The organism is uncultured Sphingosinicella sp. (assembly GCF_963974575.1).
Classification (GTDB): Bacteria; Pseudomonadota; Alphaproteobacteria; order Sphingomonadales; family Sphingomonadaceae; genus Sphingosinicella.
In genome coordinates, this window is record NZ_CAXBBQ010000001.1 from 171,923 (window position 1) to 187,181 (window position 15,259).

The 15,259-nt window shown below is 66.6% G+C and carries 14 protein-coding genes; 5 read left to right on the plus strand and 9 right to left on the minus strand.

Annotated features, from left to right (window positions below):
* The first annotated feature begins 3 nt into the window (after positions 1-3).
* The 3 genes from AAC014_RS00910 (at position 4) to AAC014_RS00920 (ending at position 3,572) form a co-directional block, all read left to right on the plus strand.
* Positions 4-198, plus strand: coding sequence for a DUF2065 domain-containing protein (locus tag AAC014_RS00910; protein ID WP_339703014.1), 195 nt, complete (start codon positions 4-6; stop codon positions 196-198).
* Between the two features lie 70 nt (positions 199-268).
* Complete coding sequence (locus AAC014_RS00915; RefSeq protein WP_339703016.1) at positions 269-1,822, plus strand: Do family serine endopeptidase; 1,554 nt, start codon at positions 269-271, stop codon at positions 1,820-1,822.
* A gap of 127 nt (positions 1,823-1,949) precedes the next feature.
* On the plus strand, positions 1,950-3,572 hold the full coding sequence (locus AAC014_RS00920) for a helicase HerA-like domain-containing protein (protein ID WP_339703018.1): 1,623 nt from the start codon (positions 1,950-1,952) through the stop codon (positions 3,570-3,572).
* A 3-nt stretch (positions 3,573-3,575) separates the two neighbouring features.
* Here AAC014_RS00920 and AAC014_RS00925 read toward each other — a convergent pair whose 3' ends face one another.
* The 7 genes from AAC014_RS00925 to AAC014_RS00955 are packed head-to-tail and all read right to left on the minus strand — an operon-like array spanning position 3,576 to position 10,739.
* On the minus strand, positions 3,576-4,007 hold the full coding sequence (locus AAC014_RS00925; protein WP_339703021.1) for a DUF3035 domain-containing protein: 432 nt from the start codon (positions 4,005-4,007) through the stop codon (positions 3,576-3,578).
* Between the two features lie 16 nt (positions 4,008-4,023).
* Positions 4,024-4,503, minus strand: coding sequence for a signal peptidase II (gene lspA / locus AAC014_RS00930; RefSeq protein ID WP_339703024.1), 480 nt, complete (start codon positions 4,501-4,503; stop codon positions 4,024-4,026).
* Positions 4,500-7,307 carry an isoleucine--tRNA ligase gene (gene ileS / locus AAC014_RS00935; RefSeq protein ID WP_339703027.1) on the minus strand — a complete coding sequence of 936 codons (2,808 nt, stop codon included), beginning with the start codon at positions 7,305-7,307 and terminating at the stop codon, positions 4,500-4,502. Before ileS ends, lspA begins: the two co-directional genes overlap by 4 nt.
* 14 nt (positions 7,308-7,321) lie before the next feature.
* Entirely contained in the window at positions 7,322-8,251 is a 930-nt protein-coding gene (locus AAC014_RS00940; protein ID WP_339703029.1) for a bifunctional riboflavin kinase/FAD synthetase, read from the minus strand.
* A gap of 24 nt (positions 8,252-8,275) precedes the next feature.
* Positions 8,276-9,433, minus strand: a complete 1,158-nt coding sequence (locus tag AAC014_RS00945) for a dipeptidase (protein ID WP_339703032.1) — start codon at positions 9,431-9,433, stop codon at positions 8,276-8,278.
* Positions 9,433-9,948, minus strand: a complete 516-nt coding sequence (locus tag AAC014_RS00950) for a dihydrofolate reductase (RefSeq protein WP_339703035.1) — start codon at positions 9,946-9,948, stop codon at positions 9,433-9,435. Before AAC014_RS00950 ends, AAC014_RS00945 begins: the two co-directional genes overlap by 1 nt.
* Positions 9,945-10,739, minus strand: a complete 795-nt coding sequence (locus tag AAC014_RS00955) for a thymidylate synthase (protein ID WP_121051311.1) — start codon at positions 10,737-10,739, stop codon at positions 9,945-9,947. The genes AAC014_RS00950 and AAC014_RS00955 overlap by 4 nt, the downstream gene beginning before the upstream one ends.
* A gap of 129 nt (positions 10,740-10,868) precedes the next feature.
* On the opposite strand from AAC014_RS00955, the gene AAC014_RS00960 reads away from it, so the two are divergent.
* Together AAC014_RS00960 and AAC014_RS00965 are read left to right on the plus strand one after the other, a co-directional pair.
* Entirely contained in the window at positions 10,869-12,278 is a 1,410-nt protein-coding gene (locus AAC014_RS00960) for a glycosyl transferase family protein (RefSeq protein ID WP_339703042.1), read from the plus strand.
* The gene (locus tag AAC014_RS00965; protein ID WP_339703045.1) at positions 12,279-13,415 is read left to right on the plus strand and encodes a hypothetical protein; all 1,137 of its coding nucleotides are present in this window, start codon (positions 12,279-12,281) and stop codon (positions 13,413-13,415) included.
* A gap of 2 nt (positions 13,416-13,417) precedes the next feature.
* Here AAC014_RS00965 and AAC014_RS00970 read toward each other — a convergent pair whose 3' ends face one another.
* Both AAC014_RS00970 and AAC014_RS00975 read right to left on the minus strand, forming a co-directional pair.
* Positions 13,418-14,491, minus strand: coding sequence for a diiron oxygenase (locus tag AAC014_RS00970; protein WP_339703048.1), 1,074 nt, complete (start codon positions 14,489-14,491; stop codon positions 13,418-13,420).
* Between the two features lie 22 nt (positions 14,492-14,513).
* Entirely contained in the window at positions 14,514-15,203 is a 690-nt protein-coding gene (locus tag AAC014_RS00975) for a MerR family transcriptional regulator (protein ID WP_339703937.1), read from the minus strand.
* Positions 15,204-15,259 lie beyond the last annotated feature (56 nt).

The window sequence follows — 15,259 nt, forward strand, 5'->3', positions numbered from 1 at the left end:
CGTATGGGTAACGATCTCCTTGCAGCGATCGGCCTCGCCCTCGTGATGGAAGGCGCGGCCTATGCGTTGTTCCCCGATGCGATGCGAAGGGCGGCAGCGATGTTGTTTGCACAGGGAGAGAGCACGGTTCGCATCGCCGGGCTCGGCGCGGTGCTCGCGGGTGTTGCGATCGTCGCGGCGGTGCGGTTGCAGGGATGAAGACATAAGGGGCAGATTGTATTGACGCCGGGCGGTGCTTACATGGCGTCAACTTGAGGAGACGAGATACGTGCGTATCGCATTAGCCATGACCGGCGCGGCAGTTCTGTTTGCCAGCGCCGCGACACTTGCCCTTCAGGAACCGGGCCACGCCCAGCAAACGGCGCCGGAATCGCTGAGTGCGCAGCAGCAGGTCACCGCCCCCGGCGGCGCGCCCGGCAGCTTCGCGGACCTGACCGCGCGGCTTCAGCCCGCGGTGGTCAACGTTTCGACTACGCAGGAGATCGAGGTCGGCCGCCTGCGGGGCATCCCGCGCCTGGCGCCCGGCACACCGCTCGACGAGCTGTTCCGCCGCTTTCAGGAGCAGCAGCAGGACGGGCAGGAGCCCGAGACGCGCGAGGCGCAGTCGCTCGGCTCCGGCTTCATCATCTCGCCGGACGGCTATGTCGTCACCAACAACCACGTCGTCACCGGGCGCGGCGGCAACGAGCCCGTCGACAAGATCACCGTGACGCTTTCCGACCGCACCGAATATTCGGCGCGCATCATCGGGCGCGATCCGCTTTCCGACCTCGCGCTGCTGAAGATCGAGGGCAAGGATTTGCCCTATGTGCGCTTCGGCCAGTCCGAGCGCGTGCGCGTCGGCGACTGGGTGATCGCGATCGGCAACCCCTTCGGCCTTGGCGGCACGGTGACGGCGGGCATCGTCTCGGCGCTCCACCGCAACATCCAGGCGGGGCAATACGACCGCTACATCCAGACCGACGCCTCGATCAACCAGGGCAACTCCGGTGGGCCCATGTTTGATCTGAACGGCAACGTGATCGGCGTGAACACGGCGATCTTCTCGCCCACCGGCGGCAATGTCGGCATCGGCTTCGCGATTCCGGCCGAGCAGGCCTCCCCCGTGATCGACCAGCTGCGTTCGATCGGCCGCGTGCGGCGCGGGTACCTCGGCGTCAGCATTCAGCCTGTGACGCCCGAAATCGCCTCCGCGCTCGGGCTCCAGAAGGATCGCGGCGAGATCGTCGCGAGCGTCGAGAACGACGGCCCGGCGAAGAAGGCGGGCATCGTTCCCGGCGACGTCATCACGCGCGTGAACAACCAGGAAGTGACCGTCGACAACACGCTGTCGTCGATCGTCGCGAACAGCGGCATCGGCAACCGCGTGCCGATCGAGCTTTACCGGAAGGGCAAGCGCCAGACGGTGCAGGCGACGCTCATCGAGCGGCCCGCCGAGATCGCCATTGCGGGGAACGACAATGCGGCGCCGGGTGAAGATAAGGCGGCAAACGAAGCCACGGCTTCCGCGCGCCGCAGCCTTGGCATCACGCTTGCCGAACTGACGCCGGAAGTTCGCCGCCAGCTTGGCATCGACGATGAGGTCGAGGGTGTCGTGATCGCCAGCCTGAACCGCAACAGCGACGCCGCGAAGCGCGGCCTGCAGCGCGGCGACGTGATCCTTTCAATCAACCAGCAGCAGACGAAGACGCCTGCCGCGGCCGCGGCCGCCGTGGACGCGGCACGCAAGGCCGGTAAAGACACGGTCGCGCTGTTCGTGAAGCGCGGATCGCGCCCGCCGCAGTTCATCGGCATCGCCATGATGGGCAAGGACGAAGGCTGAGCCTCAACGCTTCGGCAAGAAACATGACCCCGGCCCCGACATGTTCGCGGCCGGGGTTTTCTTTTCCGGCTTCCCGTTTTCGCGCGACATGCTTTACTTGCCGCCTAGGCGGACAGGGGAGCGGTTGATGGGAACGATCTTCGTCGGTGCGGCGGGCGACAAAAGGCTCGAACTCGATCTGAAGCGCGCCAACCGGCACGGGCTGATCGCGGGCGCGACCGGCACCGGCAAGACGGTGAGCCTGCAGATCCTCGCCGAAGGCTTCTCCAAGGTCGGCGTGCCCGTGTTCATGGCCGACGTGAAGGGCGATCTCGCGGGCCTCGCGATGCCCGGCTCCGCAACGCACAAAGCACACGACGCCCTGCAGAAACGCGCCGCCGGCATAGGCCTTGCCGACTATGCCTACGAGGCGTTTCCGGTGGTGTTCTGGGATCTGTTCGGCGAGCAGGGGCACCCCGTGCGCACCACGGTTTCCGAGATGGGGCCGCTGCTGCTCTCGCGCCTGATGGGGCTCAACGAGACGCAGGAGGGCGTGCTCACTATCGCGTTCCGCATCGCCGACGAGGAGCAGCTGATGCTGCTCGACCTCAAGGATCTGCAATCGATGCTGACCTATGTGGCGGACAATGCCGCGGCGATCGGCACGCGCTACGGCAATGTCACCAAACCGAGCGTCGGCGCGATCCAGCGGCAGCTGCTGGTGCTGGAGAACGAGGGCGGCGCGCGCTTCTTCGCCGAGCCCGCGCTCGACGTGAAGGACTTCATGACGGTGGCCGACGACGGCAGGGGCCAGGTGAACATCCTCGCCGCCGACAAGCTCATGCAGAGCCCGCGGCTTTATTCCACGTTCCTGCTGTGGCTGCTCTCCGAACTCTTCGAGGCGCTGCCCGAGGTGGGCGACCCCGACCAGCCGAAGATGGTGTTCTTCTTCGACGAGGCGCATCTGCTGTTCGACGAGGCCCCGAAGGCGCTGCTCGAGAAGATCGAGCAGGTGGTGCGGCTCATTCGTTCGAAGGGCGTCGGCGTCTATTTCATCACGCAGAACCCGATCGACGTGCCCGAAGGTGTCGGCGGGCAGCTCGGCAACCGCATCCAGCACGCGCTGCGCGCCTTCACACCGCGCGACCAGAAGGCGATCAAAGCGGCGGCCGAGACGTTCCGCATCAATCCGGGGCTCGATGTGGTGACCGCGATCACCGAGTTGAAGGTCGGCGAGGCGCTCGTGTCGCTGCTCGATCGCGACGGCGCGCCCGCACCGGTGGAACGCGCGCTCATCCGCCCGCCCTGCTCGCGGCTTGGGCCGCTCACGGAGCAGGAGCGCAAGGTGATGATCGCAAGCTCGCCCTTCGCGGGGCGCTACGAGGAGACGATCGATCGCGAATCGGCGTTCGAAATTCTGAAGGTGCGGGCGGAACAGGCGCTGGAAGAGTCCGAAGCCGCCGCTGCGACAAAGGCCGAAACGAAAGCGACGGGCGGACGCGGCGGCAGCTGGTCGAACAGCATCCTCGGCAAGATCGCGGGCGCGGTGATCGGCGCGTTCGTGGCGAAGAAGGCGCGCGACTTCGGAGACAGCCTGGCGGGCAAGAAGCCTTCGCGCCGCAGCGCGTCGGCAACGTCAACCGCCGTCGGGACCGCGGGCAGCCAGATCGGCTACGAGATCGGCAAGGCGATCGCGGGCCCGATGGGCGGGCGCATCGGCCGCGGCGTGCTCGGAAGCTTCAGCCGCGGGATGGCGAAAAAGATCAGCTGACGATCAGCCGTTGATCGAGACGTTTGCCGTCGCCGGGTCGGTATTGGCGGGCTGCGCGTCGATGATCGTTTTCAGGAGCGCGCCCTTGTTGACGACCTCCGTGGCGGGATCGCCTGCCGTGGAGCGCGCCGACGGATCGGGGCGCGTGGCGCCCGCGTCGTCGAGCAGCTTCTGCTCTCCGGCCGATTTCGGCGCGGGGCGCACGCCGGGGCCGAACAGCGCTTCCATCGCCTGCGTCTGCGCATCGGTTTCCATCGGGCGCGGGGCGCCGGGGCGCGGCGGCGCGAGGTTGTAGTCGGGCGGCACGACGAGCGGTGCGGAGCGGCCGATGGCGAACTCGTCCGGCGCGTCGCGCCCGAAGATGCCGCTGCTGCCGCAGGCGGAAAGGCCAAGCGCCGTGATCGCCACGAGCGCGGCGCGCGTCAGGGAAGACATGCTTTTCAACTCCACTTCATTCTGCTGCTGCGGGCTTGCGTTCGAAGAACGCGCGCAGCAGCAGGATTGCGACACCTATCGTAATCGCCGCGTCGGCGACATTGAAGACGTAAAAGCTCCACGCGCCGACATGGACGTGGACGAAATCGACGACATAGCCGAAACGCACGCGATCGACGATGTTGCCGAGCGCGCCGCCGAGCACCAGTGCGAGCGCAAGAATATCGATGCGGTTCGTTTCCTTGCGCATCCACCACGCGACGCCCGCCGCGATGAGCGCGGTGACGGCGGTGAGGATCCAGCGTTCCTTCGCGCCGTCGGCCTGGAGCAGCCCCATCGAAACGCCGCGATTTTCGACCCACGTGAGACTGAGGACCGGCAAGAGGTTGATGCTGCCCTTCGCCTGCAGGCCGATGCCGGCGATGATCCACAGCTTCACGAGCTGATCGACGACGAAGATCGCCGCCGCGACGACATAGCCCTTCGCGGCGGTCACGCGAGAACCTCCCCGCACCGCACGCAAAGCTCGGTCGCGGGGTCGACATCGCCGGTGTGGCGCCAGCAGCGGGCGCACTTTTCGGCCTCGGTGCGCGTGACCACCGTAGAATCGCCTCCATATTCGGCCGCGCTGACGATCGAAACCTCGGCGAAGTCGGCCGCCGAGATGCCGGCCACTTCGGGAAGGCGCACGACCGCCTCGTTCGACGAACGGATCGTCTTCTCGCGGCGGAAGGGCTCGATCGCTTCGGTGACGCTTTCACGCGCGGCGCGGATCGTCGCCCACTTTTCCCCAAGCGCCGCATCGAGCCACGCCGCGTCGATCTCCGGCCAATCGAGCAGGTGAACCGAGCCGTCTTCACTCGGGAAGCGAGCCTGCCAGGCTTCTTCGGCCGTGAACACCAGAACGGGGGCGAACCAGCGGGTGAGCGCGTGGAACAGCGTGTCCATGACTGTCCGGCACGCGCGTCGTTTCGCTGACGTCACGGCGTCACAGTAAAGACTGTCCTTGCGCACATCGAAGTAGAAGGCGCTGAGGTCATGGACGCAGAACGCCTGCAACGCGGTCACGTAGCGCGTGAAATCGTAATCGTTCACGCACTGGCGCAGCTCGTCGCCGAGTTCGGCGAGGCGGTGCAGCACCCAGCGTTCCAGCTCCGGCATGTCAGACGCCGCGATGCGCTCGGCCTCGTCGAAGCCTTCGAGCGCGCCGAGGAGGTAGCGGAAGGTGTTGCGGACCTTGCGGTAGGCATCGGTCATGCCGCGCATGATTTCCGGGCCTATCCTGTGATCCTCGCGCCAGTCGACGTTCACCGCCCACAGGCGCAGCACATCCGCGCCGCTTTCGCCGATCACCTTGTTCGGGTCGATCGTGTTGCCGAGGCTCTTCGACATCTTGCGACCCGACGCATCGAGCGTGAAGCCATGCGTGACGACCGCATCATACGGCGCGCGGCCGCGCGTGACGCAGGATTGCAGCAGCGAGGACTGGAACCAGCCGCGATGCTGATCCGACCCTTCGAGATAGAGATCGGCGGGCCAGCGCAGGTCCGGCCAGCGGCCCGATTCGAGCACGAAGGCGTGCGTGCAGCCCGAATCGAACCACACGTCGAGAATGTCGCCGATGCGCTCGTAGTCGTCGGCCTTGTAGCGATCGCCCAGGAAGACCTGCGGATCGGTGCCCGTCCACGCATCGACACCCTCGGCGCGGACCGCCGCGACGATGCGGGCGTTCACTTCCGCGTCGACGAGATATTCGCCCGTCTGCCGATGCACGAACAGCGTGATCGGCACGCCCCACGCGCGCTGGCGCGAGAGCACCCAATCGGGCCGCCCGGAAACCATCGCGCCGATGCGGTTCGCGCCGCGTTCCGGCACCCAGCGCACGCGCTCGATCTCCGCCATCGCGGTTTCGCGGAGCGTGCGGCCCTGCCCCTGCGCGCTGCGAATCTCGGCTTCGGTCTTGCAGAGCGGGATCTGGCCGTCGATCGGCTTGTCCATCGGCACGAACCACTGCGGCGTGCAGCGGAAGATCACTTTGGCCTTCGAGCGCCACGAGTGCGGGTAGGAGTGCTTGTAGTCGGCGGACGCTGCGAGCAGACCGCCGACCTCGGCAAGCGCCGCGCAGACGGGGCCGTCCGGCGCGTTCACCTTGTAGACGTGGTTGCCGCCGACCACCGGCCAATCCGCCTGATAGGTGCCGTCCGGCCCCACCACGAACTTCGGCTCGATACCGTTCGCCTTGCACAGCCAGAAGTCGTCTTCGCCGTGGTCCGGCGCCATGTGGACGATGCCCGTGCCGGTGTCGGTCGTGACGAAATCGCCCGCGAGGAGCGGACGCGGTTCGGCGAAGAAACCGCCGAGATGGTGCCACGGGTGGCGTGCGATGGCGCCGGCGAGATCGGCGCCCTTGACCGGTTTTGCGGCAACGGATGGTTGCACGCCATAGCGCGCCAACGTCGGTGCGAGCAGCGCTTCGGCAACAAGCAGACGTTTGCCACCAGTCTCGACCACCACGTAGTCGAGGTCCGGCCCATACGCGAGCGCCCGGTTCACCGGGATCGTCCACGGGGTCGTCGTCCAGATCACCGCATAAGCGCCGACCAGTTCCGGCGCGTTCGGCGCCTCGGTGATCTCGAACGCCACGTCCACCTGCGTGGAAACGATGTCCTCGTATTCGACCTCGGCTTCGGCGAGCGCGGTCTTTTCCACGGGCGACCACATCACGGGCTTCGCGCCGCGGTAAAGTTGCCCGCTTTCCGCCACCTTCAGCAGCTCGGAAACGATCGTCGATTCCGCCTGGAAATCCATCGTAAGGTACGGATTGTCCCAATCGCCGTTGATGCCGAGGCGCTTCAGCTGCTCACGCTGACGGTTCACCCAGTTCTGCGCGTAGGCGCGGCATTCGGCGCGGAAGGCCTTGGGGTCGACCTCGTCCTTGTTCTTGCCCTTCTTGCGGTATTCCTCCTCGACCTTCCATTCGATCGGAAGCCCGTGGCAATCCCAGCCCGGAACATAGGGCGCGTCCTTGCCGAGCAGCGTCTGCGTGCGGACGACCATGTCTTTCAGCACGTGGTTGAGCGCGTGGCCGATGTGCATGTCGCCGTTGGCGTAGGGCGGGCCGTCGTGGAGGACGAACTTTTCGCGACCCTTCCGCTCGGCGCGGAGGCGCTTGTAGAAATCCAGCCCCTGCCAGCGCGCGAGCCATTTCGGCTCCGCATCGGCAAGTCCGGCCTTCATCGGGAAATCGGTCTTCGGCAGGAAGACGGTGTCGCGGTAGTCTTTACGTGTTTCGTCGCTCATATCGGGCATACGCCCTAGAGCAGCGCGGCGCGCGCGTCCACGATATCCTTGGCGATCTGGGCCTTCAGCACGTCGAGGCTGGCAAGTTTCATTTCAGGGCGCAGATGCGCGATCAGCTGTGTCTCGATGCTCTGCCCGTAAAGGTCTTCTGCAAAGTCGAACACATGGACTTCGAGCAGCTCCTTCGGCGGCGTGAACATGGGCCGGATGCCGAGGTTCGCGACGCCTTCCACCACGCGCCCGTCTTCCAGCCGGCACCGCACGGCATAAATGCCGTAGGCAGGGCGGACATATTCGGCATCGATCGCGACGTTGGCTGTCGGCACGTCGATCGTGCGGCCGCGCTTGTCACCATGCTCCACAATGCCGCGAATAGCGAAAGGGCGCCCCATCAGCGCCGTGGCTTCGCGGCAATGCCCCGCCTGCAGCGCAGCGCGCACGCGCGTGGAAGAGATGATCGCCGCGCCTTCATCGCGCACCGGCGCGACGGTTTCGGGGATGAGACCGTGGGCGCTGCCCAGTTCGAGCAGCGTTGCCGTGTCCCCGCTCGCGCCGCGCCCGAAGGTGAAGTCTTCACCGGTGACGGTGCCCGTGAGGCCGAGGCGCCCGACGAGAACGCCCGAGACGAATTCATCGGCCGTTAGCGCCGCGAACGCCGCATCGAAACGCAGCACCACGGCGGCATCCAAGCCGAACGCTTCCAGCAGATCGAGCTTCTGCTCGGTCGTCGTCAGCGCGAAGGGCGGGGATTGCGGACGGAACAGCCGCGCCGGATGCGGATCGAAGGTGATCGCGAGCGCGGGTAGCCCTTCGCCGTGCGCGCGTTCGAGCGCCCGGCCCACCACCGCCTGATGGCCGCTGTGGAAGCCATCGAAATTCCCGATCGCCGCAATGCCGCCGCGAAGCGCGTCGGGCAGCGGCGCATCCCCCGTGATGCGTTTCATGGCCGCTCTGCTATCCCGCCCAGCCTATCGCGGCAAGGTGGCGCGGAGCACGCGGAGCACGTTGCCACCCATCGCCTTTTCGATTTCGGCCTGCGTGAAACCCTGATCGAGAAGCGCCTGTGTGATGGCGGGAAGGTGCGCCGCATCGACGCCCACGGTCGTCGCGCCGTCCCAGTCTGACCCGAGGCCGACATGATCGATGCCGACGAGATCGCGCACATGCCGCATCGCGCGCGCCGTCGCCTGCGGCGTCGCCGCGCACACGGCGGCATCCCAGAAACCGATACCGACGACACCGCCCGTGGCCGCGATGCCGCGGATTTCCTCGTCCGTGAGGTTGCGGTTGGTGTTGCACGTCGCCTTGACGCCGCCGTGGCTGTAGACGACCGGCTTCGTTACCAGCTTCAGCGCCTCGGCGACGGTCTTGTGGCTGGCGTGGGCGAGATCGACGACCATGCCTTTCGCCTCCATGCGGCGGATGACATCGCGGCCGAGCGGGGTGAGCCCGCCCTTTTCGAGCCCGTGCATCGAGCCTGCCAGTTCATTATCGAAGAAGTGCGTAAGGCCCGCCATGCGGTAGCCCGCATCGAACAGCACATCGACGTTGCCGAGCTTGCCTTCGAGGTTCTGCAGGCCTTCGATCGAGAGCAGCGCGCCGGTCGCGGTCCTGTCGGCGAGCAGCGCATCGAGATCGCGCACCGTCTGTACCAGCGCGAAGCCCTTCGCGCGCTGCATCCGCTCGGCGTGCCAGAGCGAGCGCTGGAGCAGCGAATCCCATGTGCGCGGCGGCTGGAGCTGCGCGATCGTGAGCATCGTGATGGTGTCGGTGTCGGCGCCGTTCGACTCGTAATTCTGGCCCTTCGGCGACTTGGTGACGGAGGAGAAGACCTGCAGCTTCACATTACCCTCCTGAAGCCGCGGCAGATCGACATGGCCCCGATCGGCGCGCGCTTCGGGATCGCGCTTCCAGAGCAGCGTATCGGAGTGAAGATCGGCGATCGCCAGCCGGTCGTGCAGCGCCTGCGCGGCGGGGCTGACGGTCCATTCGCCCGAGCCCGCGATGCGGTTCATCGACCGCTCGAGGATGCCGGGCGCAAGGCCGAAGAAGAGGATGGCGGCAAGGACGACGAGCGCCGCCACGATCCAGGGCCAGCGCCGTCTGCGCACCTTCGCCTTTGCCATCAAACCGCCTCCAACGTTACGAAATCAAAAGCGGGATGCGTCTCCCCCGCCGCGTGAACCTCGCGGAAGGTCTCACGCCAGCGCGCGGGATCAAGCTCTGGAAAATAGGTATCGCCTTCGGGCGCGGCGTGAATTTCGGTAAGCTCGATGCGCGTCGCGAAGGGAAGCGCCTGCGCATATATCTCCGCGCCGCCCACCACCATGATCGCCTCGGCGCGCGTACGCGGATCGAGACCGGCGGCGGCGATCGCTTCGGCGAGGTTCGGCACGACGGTCACACCCTCCGCCTGCCAGCCCGGCTGGCGCGTGAGCACGATGTTGTGGCGGCCGGGCAGCGGCTTGCCGATCGATTCGAAGGTCTTGCGGCCCATGATCACGGGCTTGCCGACCGTGATGCGCTTGAAGCGCTTCAGGTCTTCGGAAAGATGCCACGGCATCGCGCCGTCCTTGCCGATCACCCGATTGTCGGCACGCGCAACGACGAGAACGATGTCCGGCCTGTACGTAGGGGTCACACCGCCACCGGCGCCTTGATGTGCGGCTGCGCTTCATAGCCGACGAGTTCGAAATCCTCGTAGCGGAAGCCGAAGATGTCCTTCACGTCCGGGTTGATGCGCATCTCGGGGAGCGCCATCGGGCGGCGCGTCAGCTGCAGGTCGGCCTGATCGAGGTGATTGAGGTAGAGGTGCGCATCGCCGAAGCTGTGGATGAACTCGCCCGGCTTCAGCCCCGTCACCTGCGCCATCATCTGCGTGAGGAGCGCGTAGGAGGCGATGTTGAAAGGCACGCCGAGGAACACGTCGGCACTGCGCTGGTAGAGCTGGCAGGAGAGCCGGCCTTCCGCGACGTAGAACTGGAACAGGCAGTGGCAGGGCGGCAGCGCCATGCTGTCCACCTCCGCGACGTTCCATGCCGACACGATCAGGCGCCGCGATTCGGGATTGCGGCGGATCATCTCGACGAGGTTCGCGATCTGGTCGATCACGCGCCCGTCCGGCGTTTCCCAGCGGCGCCACTGCTTGCCGTAGACGGGGCCGAGCTCGCCTTCGCTGTCCGCCCACTCATCCCAGATCGAGACGCCGTTTTCCTTCAGGTAGCGGATGTTGGTGTCGCCCGAGAGGAACCAGAGCAGCTCGTGCGCGATCGATTTCAGGTGCAGCTTCTTCGTCGTCAGCATCGGGAAGCCATCGGCGAGATCGAAGCGCATCTGGTGCCCGAAAACGCTGAGCGTTCCCGTGCCGGTGCGGTCGCCGCGCTCGGTGCCGTGACGGCGGACGCGGGCGAGAAGGTCGAGATATTGCTGCATGGAGAAAGATATACGACGCCCCGAGCCGCTTGGCGAGAAAAGACACAAATCATTCAAAAATAAGGACTTGCCAAATCGTAGCCCGCCAGATCATTACGGATGCGTTTCTGAACGGGGGGATCGTTCAGTTTGGAAGAGTCGTACGTCTGGCTGGCCGGATACTGGCTGCTGACGCGAGAGCTGCTGCTTCTCGCGGCGGCGGGCGTTGCCGTATCGAGCCTCGACGATCTTCTGTTCGACATCCTCTATTTCGCGCGGGAGCTCTGGCGGCGGCTCACCATATATCGGGTCTGGGCGCGCGCGGATGCGAGCACGCTCGTGGGACCGGGGGTCGGCGCGCCGATCGCGGTGTTCGTGCCCGCCTGGGATGAGGCGGACGTGATCGGCCAGATGCTCGCGACGTTCACGCGCACGATGCGGCACCCGCGATACCGGATCTTCGTCGGCGTCTATCCCAACGACCCGCCGACGCGCGCGGCGGTGGACGCGGTCGCCGATCCCCGGATCGAAATCGTCGCCGCGCCGCATCTCGGGCCGACCACCAAGGCCGACTGCCTGAACGCGATCTGGCACGGCATGGAGGCGTATGAGCGCGCGCATGGCGTGCGCTTCAAAGCGGTCGTCCTGCACGACGCCGAAGACGTGGCGCACGCACGCGAACTCGACGTCATCGACTATCTGATCCCGGCGAAGGCGATGGTGCAGCTTCCGGTCGTACCCTTCGCCGATCCACAGTCGCGCTGGATCGCGGGGCATTACCTCGACGAGTTCGCCGAGAGCCACACCAAGGACATGGTGGTGCGCGAGGCGATCGGCGCGGCGCTGCCCGCCGCCGGCGTCGCGTGCGGGTTCGAGCGGGAGATGATGGGGCAGATTGCGGACGCGCTCGGCGGCGCGCCGTTCGACCCCGATTCGCTCACCGTAGACTACGAACTCGGCCACCGCATCCACGCGCGCGGCGGCAATGCCGCGTTCGTCCGCATTCCCGGCACGCGCGGCGAGCCGCATGTGACGACGCGCGAGCATTTCCCGGCGACGCTCGAGGCCGCCGTGCGGCAGAAATCGCGCTGGCTGCTCGGCATCGCGCTCCACGGCTGGGACCGGATCGGCTGGCAGGGCGGGATCGCGGCGCGCTACATGCTGCTGCGCGACCGCAAGGCGCTGCTGAACGCGCTTGTCGTGGTCGTCGCCTACGTCGCGGCGATCACCTACGCGGCTGCGATCGTGCTGAAGGGGACAGTGCCGGACGCGCGCACGCTCCCCGCCGTCGTCGAACGCGGCTCGGGACTCGAGGGGCTTTTGCGGCTGACAACCGCGCTTCTCGTCTGGCGGCTCGCGATGCGGATGATGTTCACGGGGCGTCAGCACGGGCCCATGGAAGCGCTTCGCGCGCTTCCCCGCGCCTTCATCGCCAACATCGTGAACTTCCTCGCTGCCCTCCGCGCCTGTCGACTCTACGTCGGCAGCCTCATCAGCAAGACGCGCCCGGTCTGGGAAAAGACCGCGCACCGTTTCCCGCAAATCGAGGCGGACGAATAGATGCGCCCGGTTCGCGCCTTCGGGGTCATGGCGGCCGCGCTCGCGCTGTGGGCGACGTGGCGCTTCGAGGCGGCGCGCGAGACCTTTGCCGCCATGCTCGCCGCGCACGCCCGGCCTGCTCCGGCGATGAAACATCTCGCGGGCAACCCGCGCGCAGACATCGCGGCTGCCTCACCGGCCGGGACACCGAGTGTGCTGCCGGCCCGTGCGGTCCCTGCTGTCCCATCCGCCGCCACCTTGCAGGCGCCTACCGCCCCGACAGAAGTTGCCGAAAACGTCGTACAAGTGGTCGCATCCGTTCCGGTGAGACGCGACGCCCCGACGGCCCATGATTTTGCCGCATCGGGCTACACCGCGCTGGCGCTGGGGGACCGCCGCACCGCGGCACGGCAATTCGACGCGGCGCTCGCCGCCGATCCGGGCCATGCCAATGCCGCGCTCTGGCAGGCTGAACGCACAGCGCTGCTCAAGGCGTGGCGTATCGATGCCTACAGCCTGATCCGAAGCGGCGGCGGCGGCTTCGTCAGCGACCGTCCGCTGCTTGGCGGCGGGCAGAGCGGCGTCCGGCTCGGCTATACGCCGGGTCCGCTGGCGCGGCGCCCGATCGAACTGTTCGGCCGCCTCGCGATCGCGCACGACTGGCTCGACCTCAAAGGCCGCAGCGGGCAAGGCGCGGTCGGCGCCGCCTGGATGCCGCTTGGGCGCGACGGGCCCACTGTCGGCGCGGAGCGGCTGATCGCGATCGGCCGCGAGGGACGGGATGCGTGGGCCATCCGCGTGTCCGGCGGCGCGTGGCACGCGGCGGACGCGAAGCTTCCGATCGATCTCAGCGCCTATGCCGAAGCCGGTGTCGTCGGCGCGAGCAGCCGGGACGGGTTTGCCGGCGCGCAGGGACTCGCGCTCTACCCGGTCGCGGCGCGCGAGGGGACGCGGATCGGGCTCGGCGGGGGCGTGTGGGGCAGCGTGCAGGACGGCGGCGGCCGCACGGCATCGCGCCTTGAATTCGGCCCCGGCGCCCAGCTCTCGCAGCGCGTCGGCAAAGCCACGATCGCGCTGCGCGGCGAATACCGGTTCCGCGTCGCGGGCGATGCCGCGCCGGGAAGCGGGCCGGCGCTCACCGTCGCAACGCGGTTCTGACGCTATTCGGCGGCGACAGCCGCGACCTCCTCGATATTCCGGCGCCGGGCGTCGAAATCCTGCGCGATCTTCTCGTCGTTCGCCTGTAGCGCATCGACATCGACGTTCACGTAATCGAGCACGCCCATCTGCGCGTAGCCGCGCTGCACGGTTTCGCCCCACAGGCCGATATCCGCGACAATGGGAACGATGCGATTGAAGAGGTGGTTGCGGAAGTTGCGCGCGCCCTCGCTCTGATCCGACCAGGCCACGCACTCAGCGGCGTCGAAGCCGAGATTTTCGTAAACCTCGCGCGACTGGAACCGGTCGCGCATGTGGTAGCACGCCTCCACGAGGAACTCCTCGCGCTCCTTCCTCTCGGCCGCGGTCAGGTGCGGATAATATTCGCGCAAGGTGAGGCGGCCGAAGGCGACGTGGCGCGCTTCATCCTGCATCACATAGGCATTGACGGCGCCGGCGAGCGGCGAGGTCGACATGTCTCGAATGCCCGCGAAGGCGGCGAGCGCGAGCCCTTCGATTACCACCTGCATACCAAGGTACGTCATGTCCCAACGCTTGTCCTCGAGCACCTGTTCGAGGAGCGTCGCGAGCGGGCCGGTGATCGGATAGCTCATGCCGATCTTCTCGATCAGGCGCTTGTAGGCCTCCACGTGCCGCGCCTCGTCGATCGTCTGCGTGGAGGCGTAGAACTTGGCTTCAAGGTCCGGCACCTGCTGCACGATCTTCGCCGAGCAGATGAGCGCACCCTGCTCTCCGTGCAGGAACTGCGAAACCGACCATGCCTGCATGTTGCGGCGCAGTTCGATGCGCTCCTGCTTCGACATCTTCTCCCACATCGGCGAGCCGAAGATGCCGATGGTCTGCTCCGGCATACCCTGCGGGTTTTCCCAATCGAGGTCCTGCGACCAGTCGATGCGCTCGGCCGCATCCCACTGCATCTTCTTGCCCTTGGCATAGAGGCTGAGGAGATCGTCGCGATCGTCCGAATATTCGAAATCGAAAACCGTCTGGAATTCCTGCGCGACGCTCCAGGTCGGGCCGCTCGGCGTCAGCTGATACAGATCCGAAAAAGCCATGACGTATCCTCTTCCCAATGGATCATGTGTTATCGTTGGCAATTCTGCGCCGGGCCTCCAGCTGACGCAGGATTTCCCGCGTCCGCATCAGGCTCAGCATTTCGTTGATGGTGGAGATGCCGCGCTCGGCCATGGTCAGCGCTTCGTCGTCGCTGATCTTGCCCGCCGTGTTCTCGAAGAACAGGCGCATCTCCTGCCCCACGAGCCATTCGACGAACTGCACGTACATGGCGCCGCCGCCAACAAAGCCGCGGTCTTCGGTGAAGCCGATGACGTTCATTTCCTTGAGGCAGCGCGCAATCGCGAGATCGCGCGGTCCGAAGCGGCCATCGCGATCGGGGCAAAGCAGGCCTTCCTCAACCGCACGGCCAAGCTCCTCGGTTTTGAAACCGGCTTGTGCGGCAAGCTCTTCCAGCGTCGCGCCCTCGCCGCCGGTGTCGAGCCGGGCGCGGAGCATGGCATCGAGATCGGGAAAGGCATCGGCATGGAGCCAGCGGTCGCCGTCTTCGCCATCGAGCAGTGTGCGGATGATCGCGAGCGGCAGGAAACGTTCCTCCTGCAGGCGCTTGATCGCTTTCAGCCGCGCGACGTGCATGTCGTTGTAAAACGCGCTGTTCGCGCTCGCGCGGTCGGGTTCCGGGAGCAAGCCTTCGCGGATGTAGAAGCGGATCGTTTCCCGCCCCACGCCAGTCAGCCGTTCAAGTTCGCGCATACGCACGCCGTGCATCTCCCTCCTGAGCGCGACTCGGAAGCTATCAGGTTTTACGG

Coding starts and splice junctions, on each gene's coding strand:
- AAC014_RS00910 (WP_339703014.1), top strand. CDS start 4: ATGGGTAACGATCTCCTTGCAGCGATCGGCCTCGCCCTCGTGATGGAA.
- AAC014_RS00920 (WP_339703018.1), top strand. CDS start 1,950: ATGGGAACGATCTTCGTCGGTGCGGCGGGCGACAAAAGGCTCGAACTC.
- AAC014_RS00925 (WP_339703021.1), bottom strand. CDS start 4,007: ATGTCTTCCCTGACGCGCGCCGCGCTCGTGGCGATCACGGCGCTTGGC.
- ileS (WP_339703027.1), bottom strand. CDS start 7,307: ATGAGCGACGAAACACGTAAAGACTACCGCGACACCGTCTTCCTGCCG.
- AAC014_RS00940 (WP_339703029.1), bottom strand. CDS start 8,251: ATGAAACGCATCACGGGGGATGCGCCGCTGCCCGACGCGCTTCGCGGC.
- AAC014_RS00945 (WP_339703032.1), bottom strand. CDS start 9,433: ATGGCAAAGGCGAAGGTGCGCAGACGGCGCTGGCCCTGGATCGTGGCG.
- AAC014_RS00955 (WP_121051311.1), bottom strand. CDS start 10,739: ATGCAGCAATATCTCGACCTTCTCGCCCGCGTCCGCCGTCACGGCACC.
- AAC014_RS00965 (WP_339703045.1), top strand. CDS start 12,279: ATGCGCCCGGTTCGCGCCTTCGGGGTCATGGCGGCCGCGCTCGCGCTG.
- AAC014_RS00970 (WP_339703048.1), bottom strand. CDS start 14,491: ATGGCTTTTTCGGATCTGTATCAGCTGACGCCGAGCGGCCCGACCTGG.
- AAC014_RS00975 (WP_339703937.1), bottom strand. CDS start 15,203: ATGCGCGAACTTGAACGGCTGACTGGCGTGGGGCGGGAAACGATCCGC.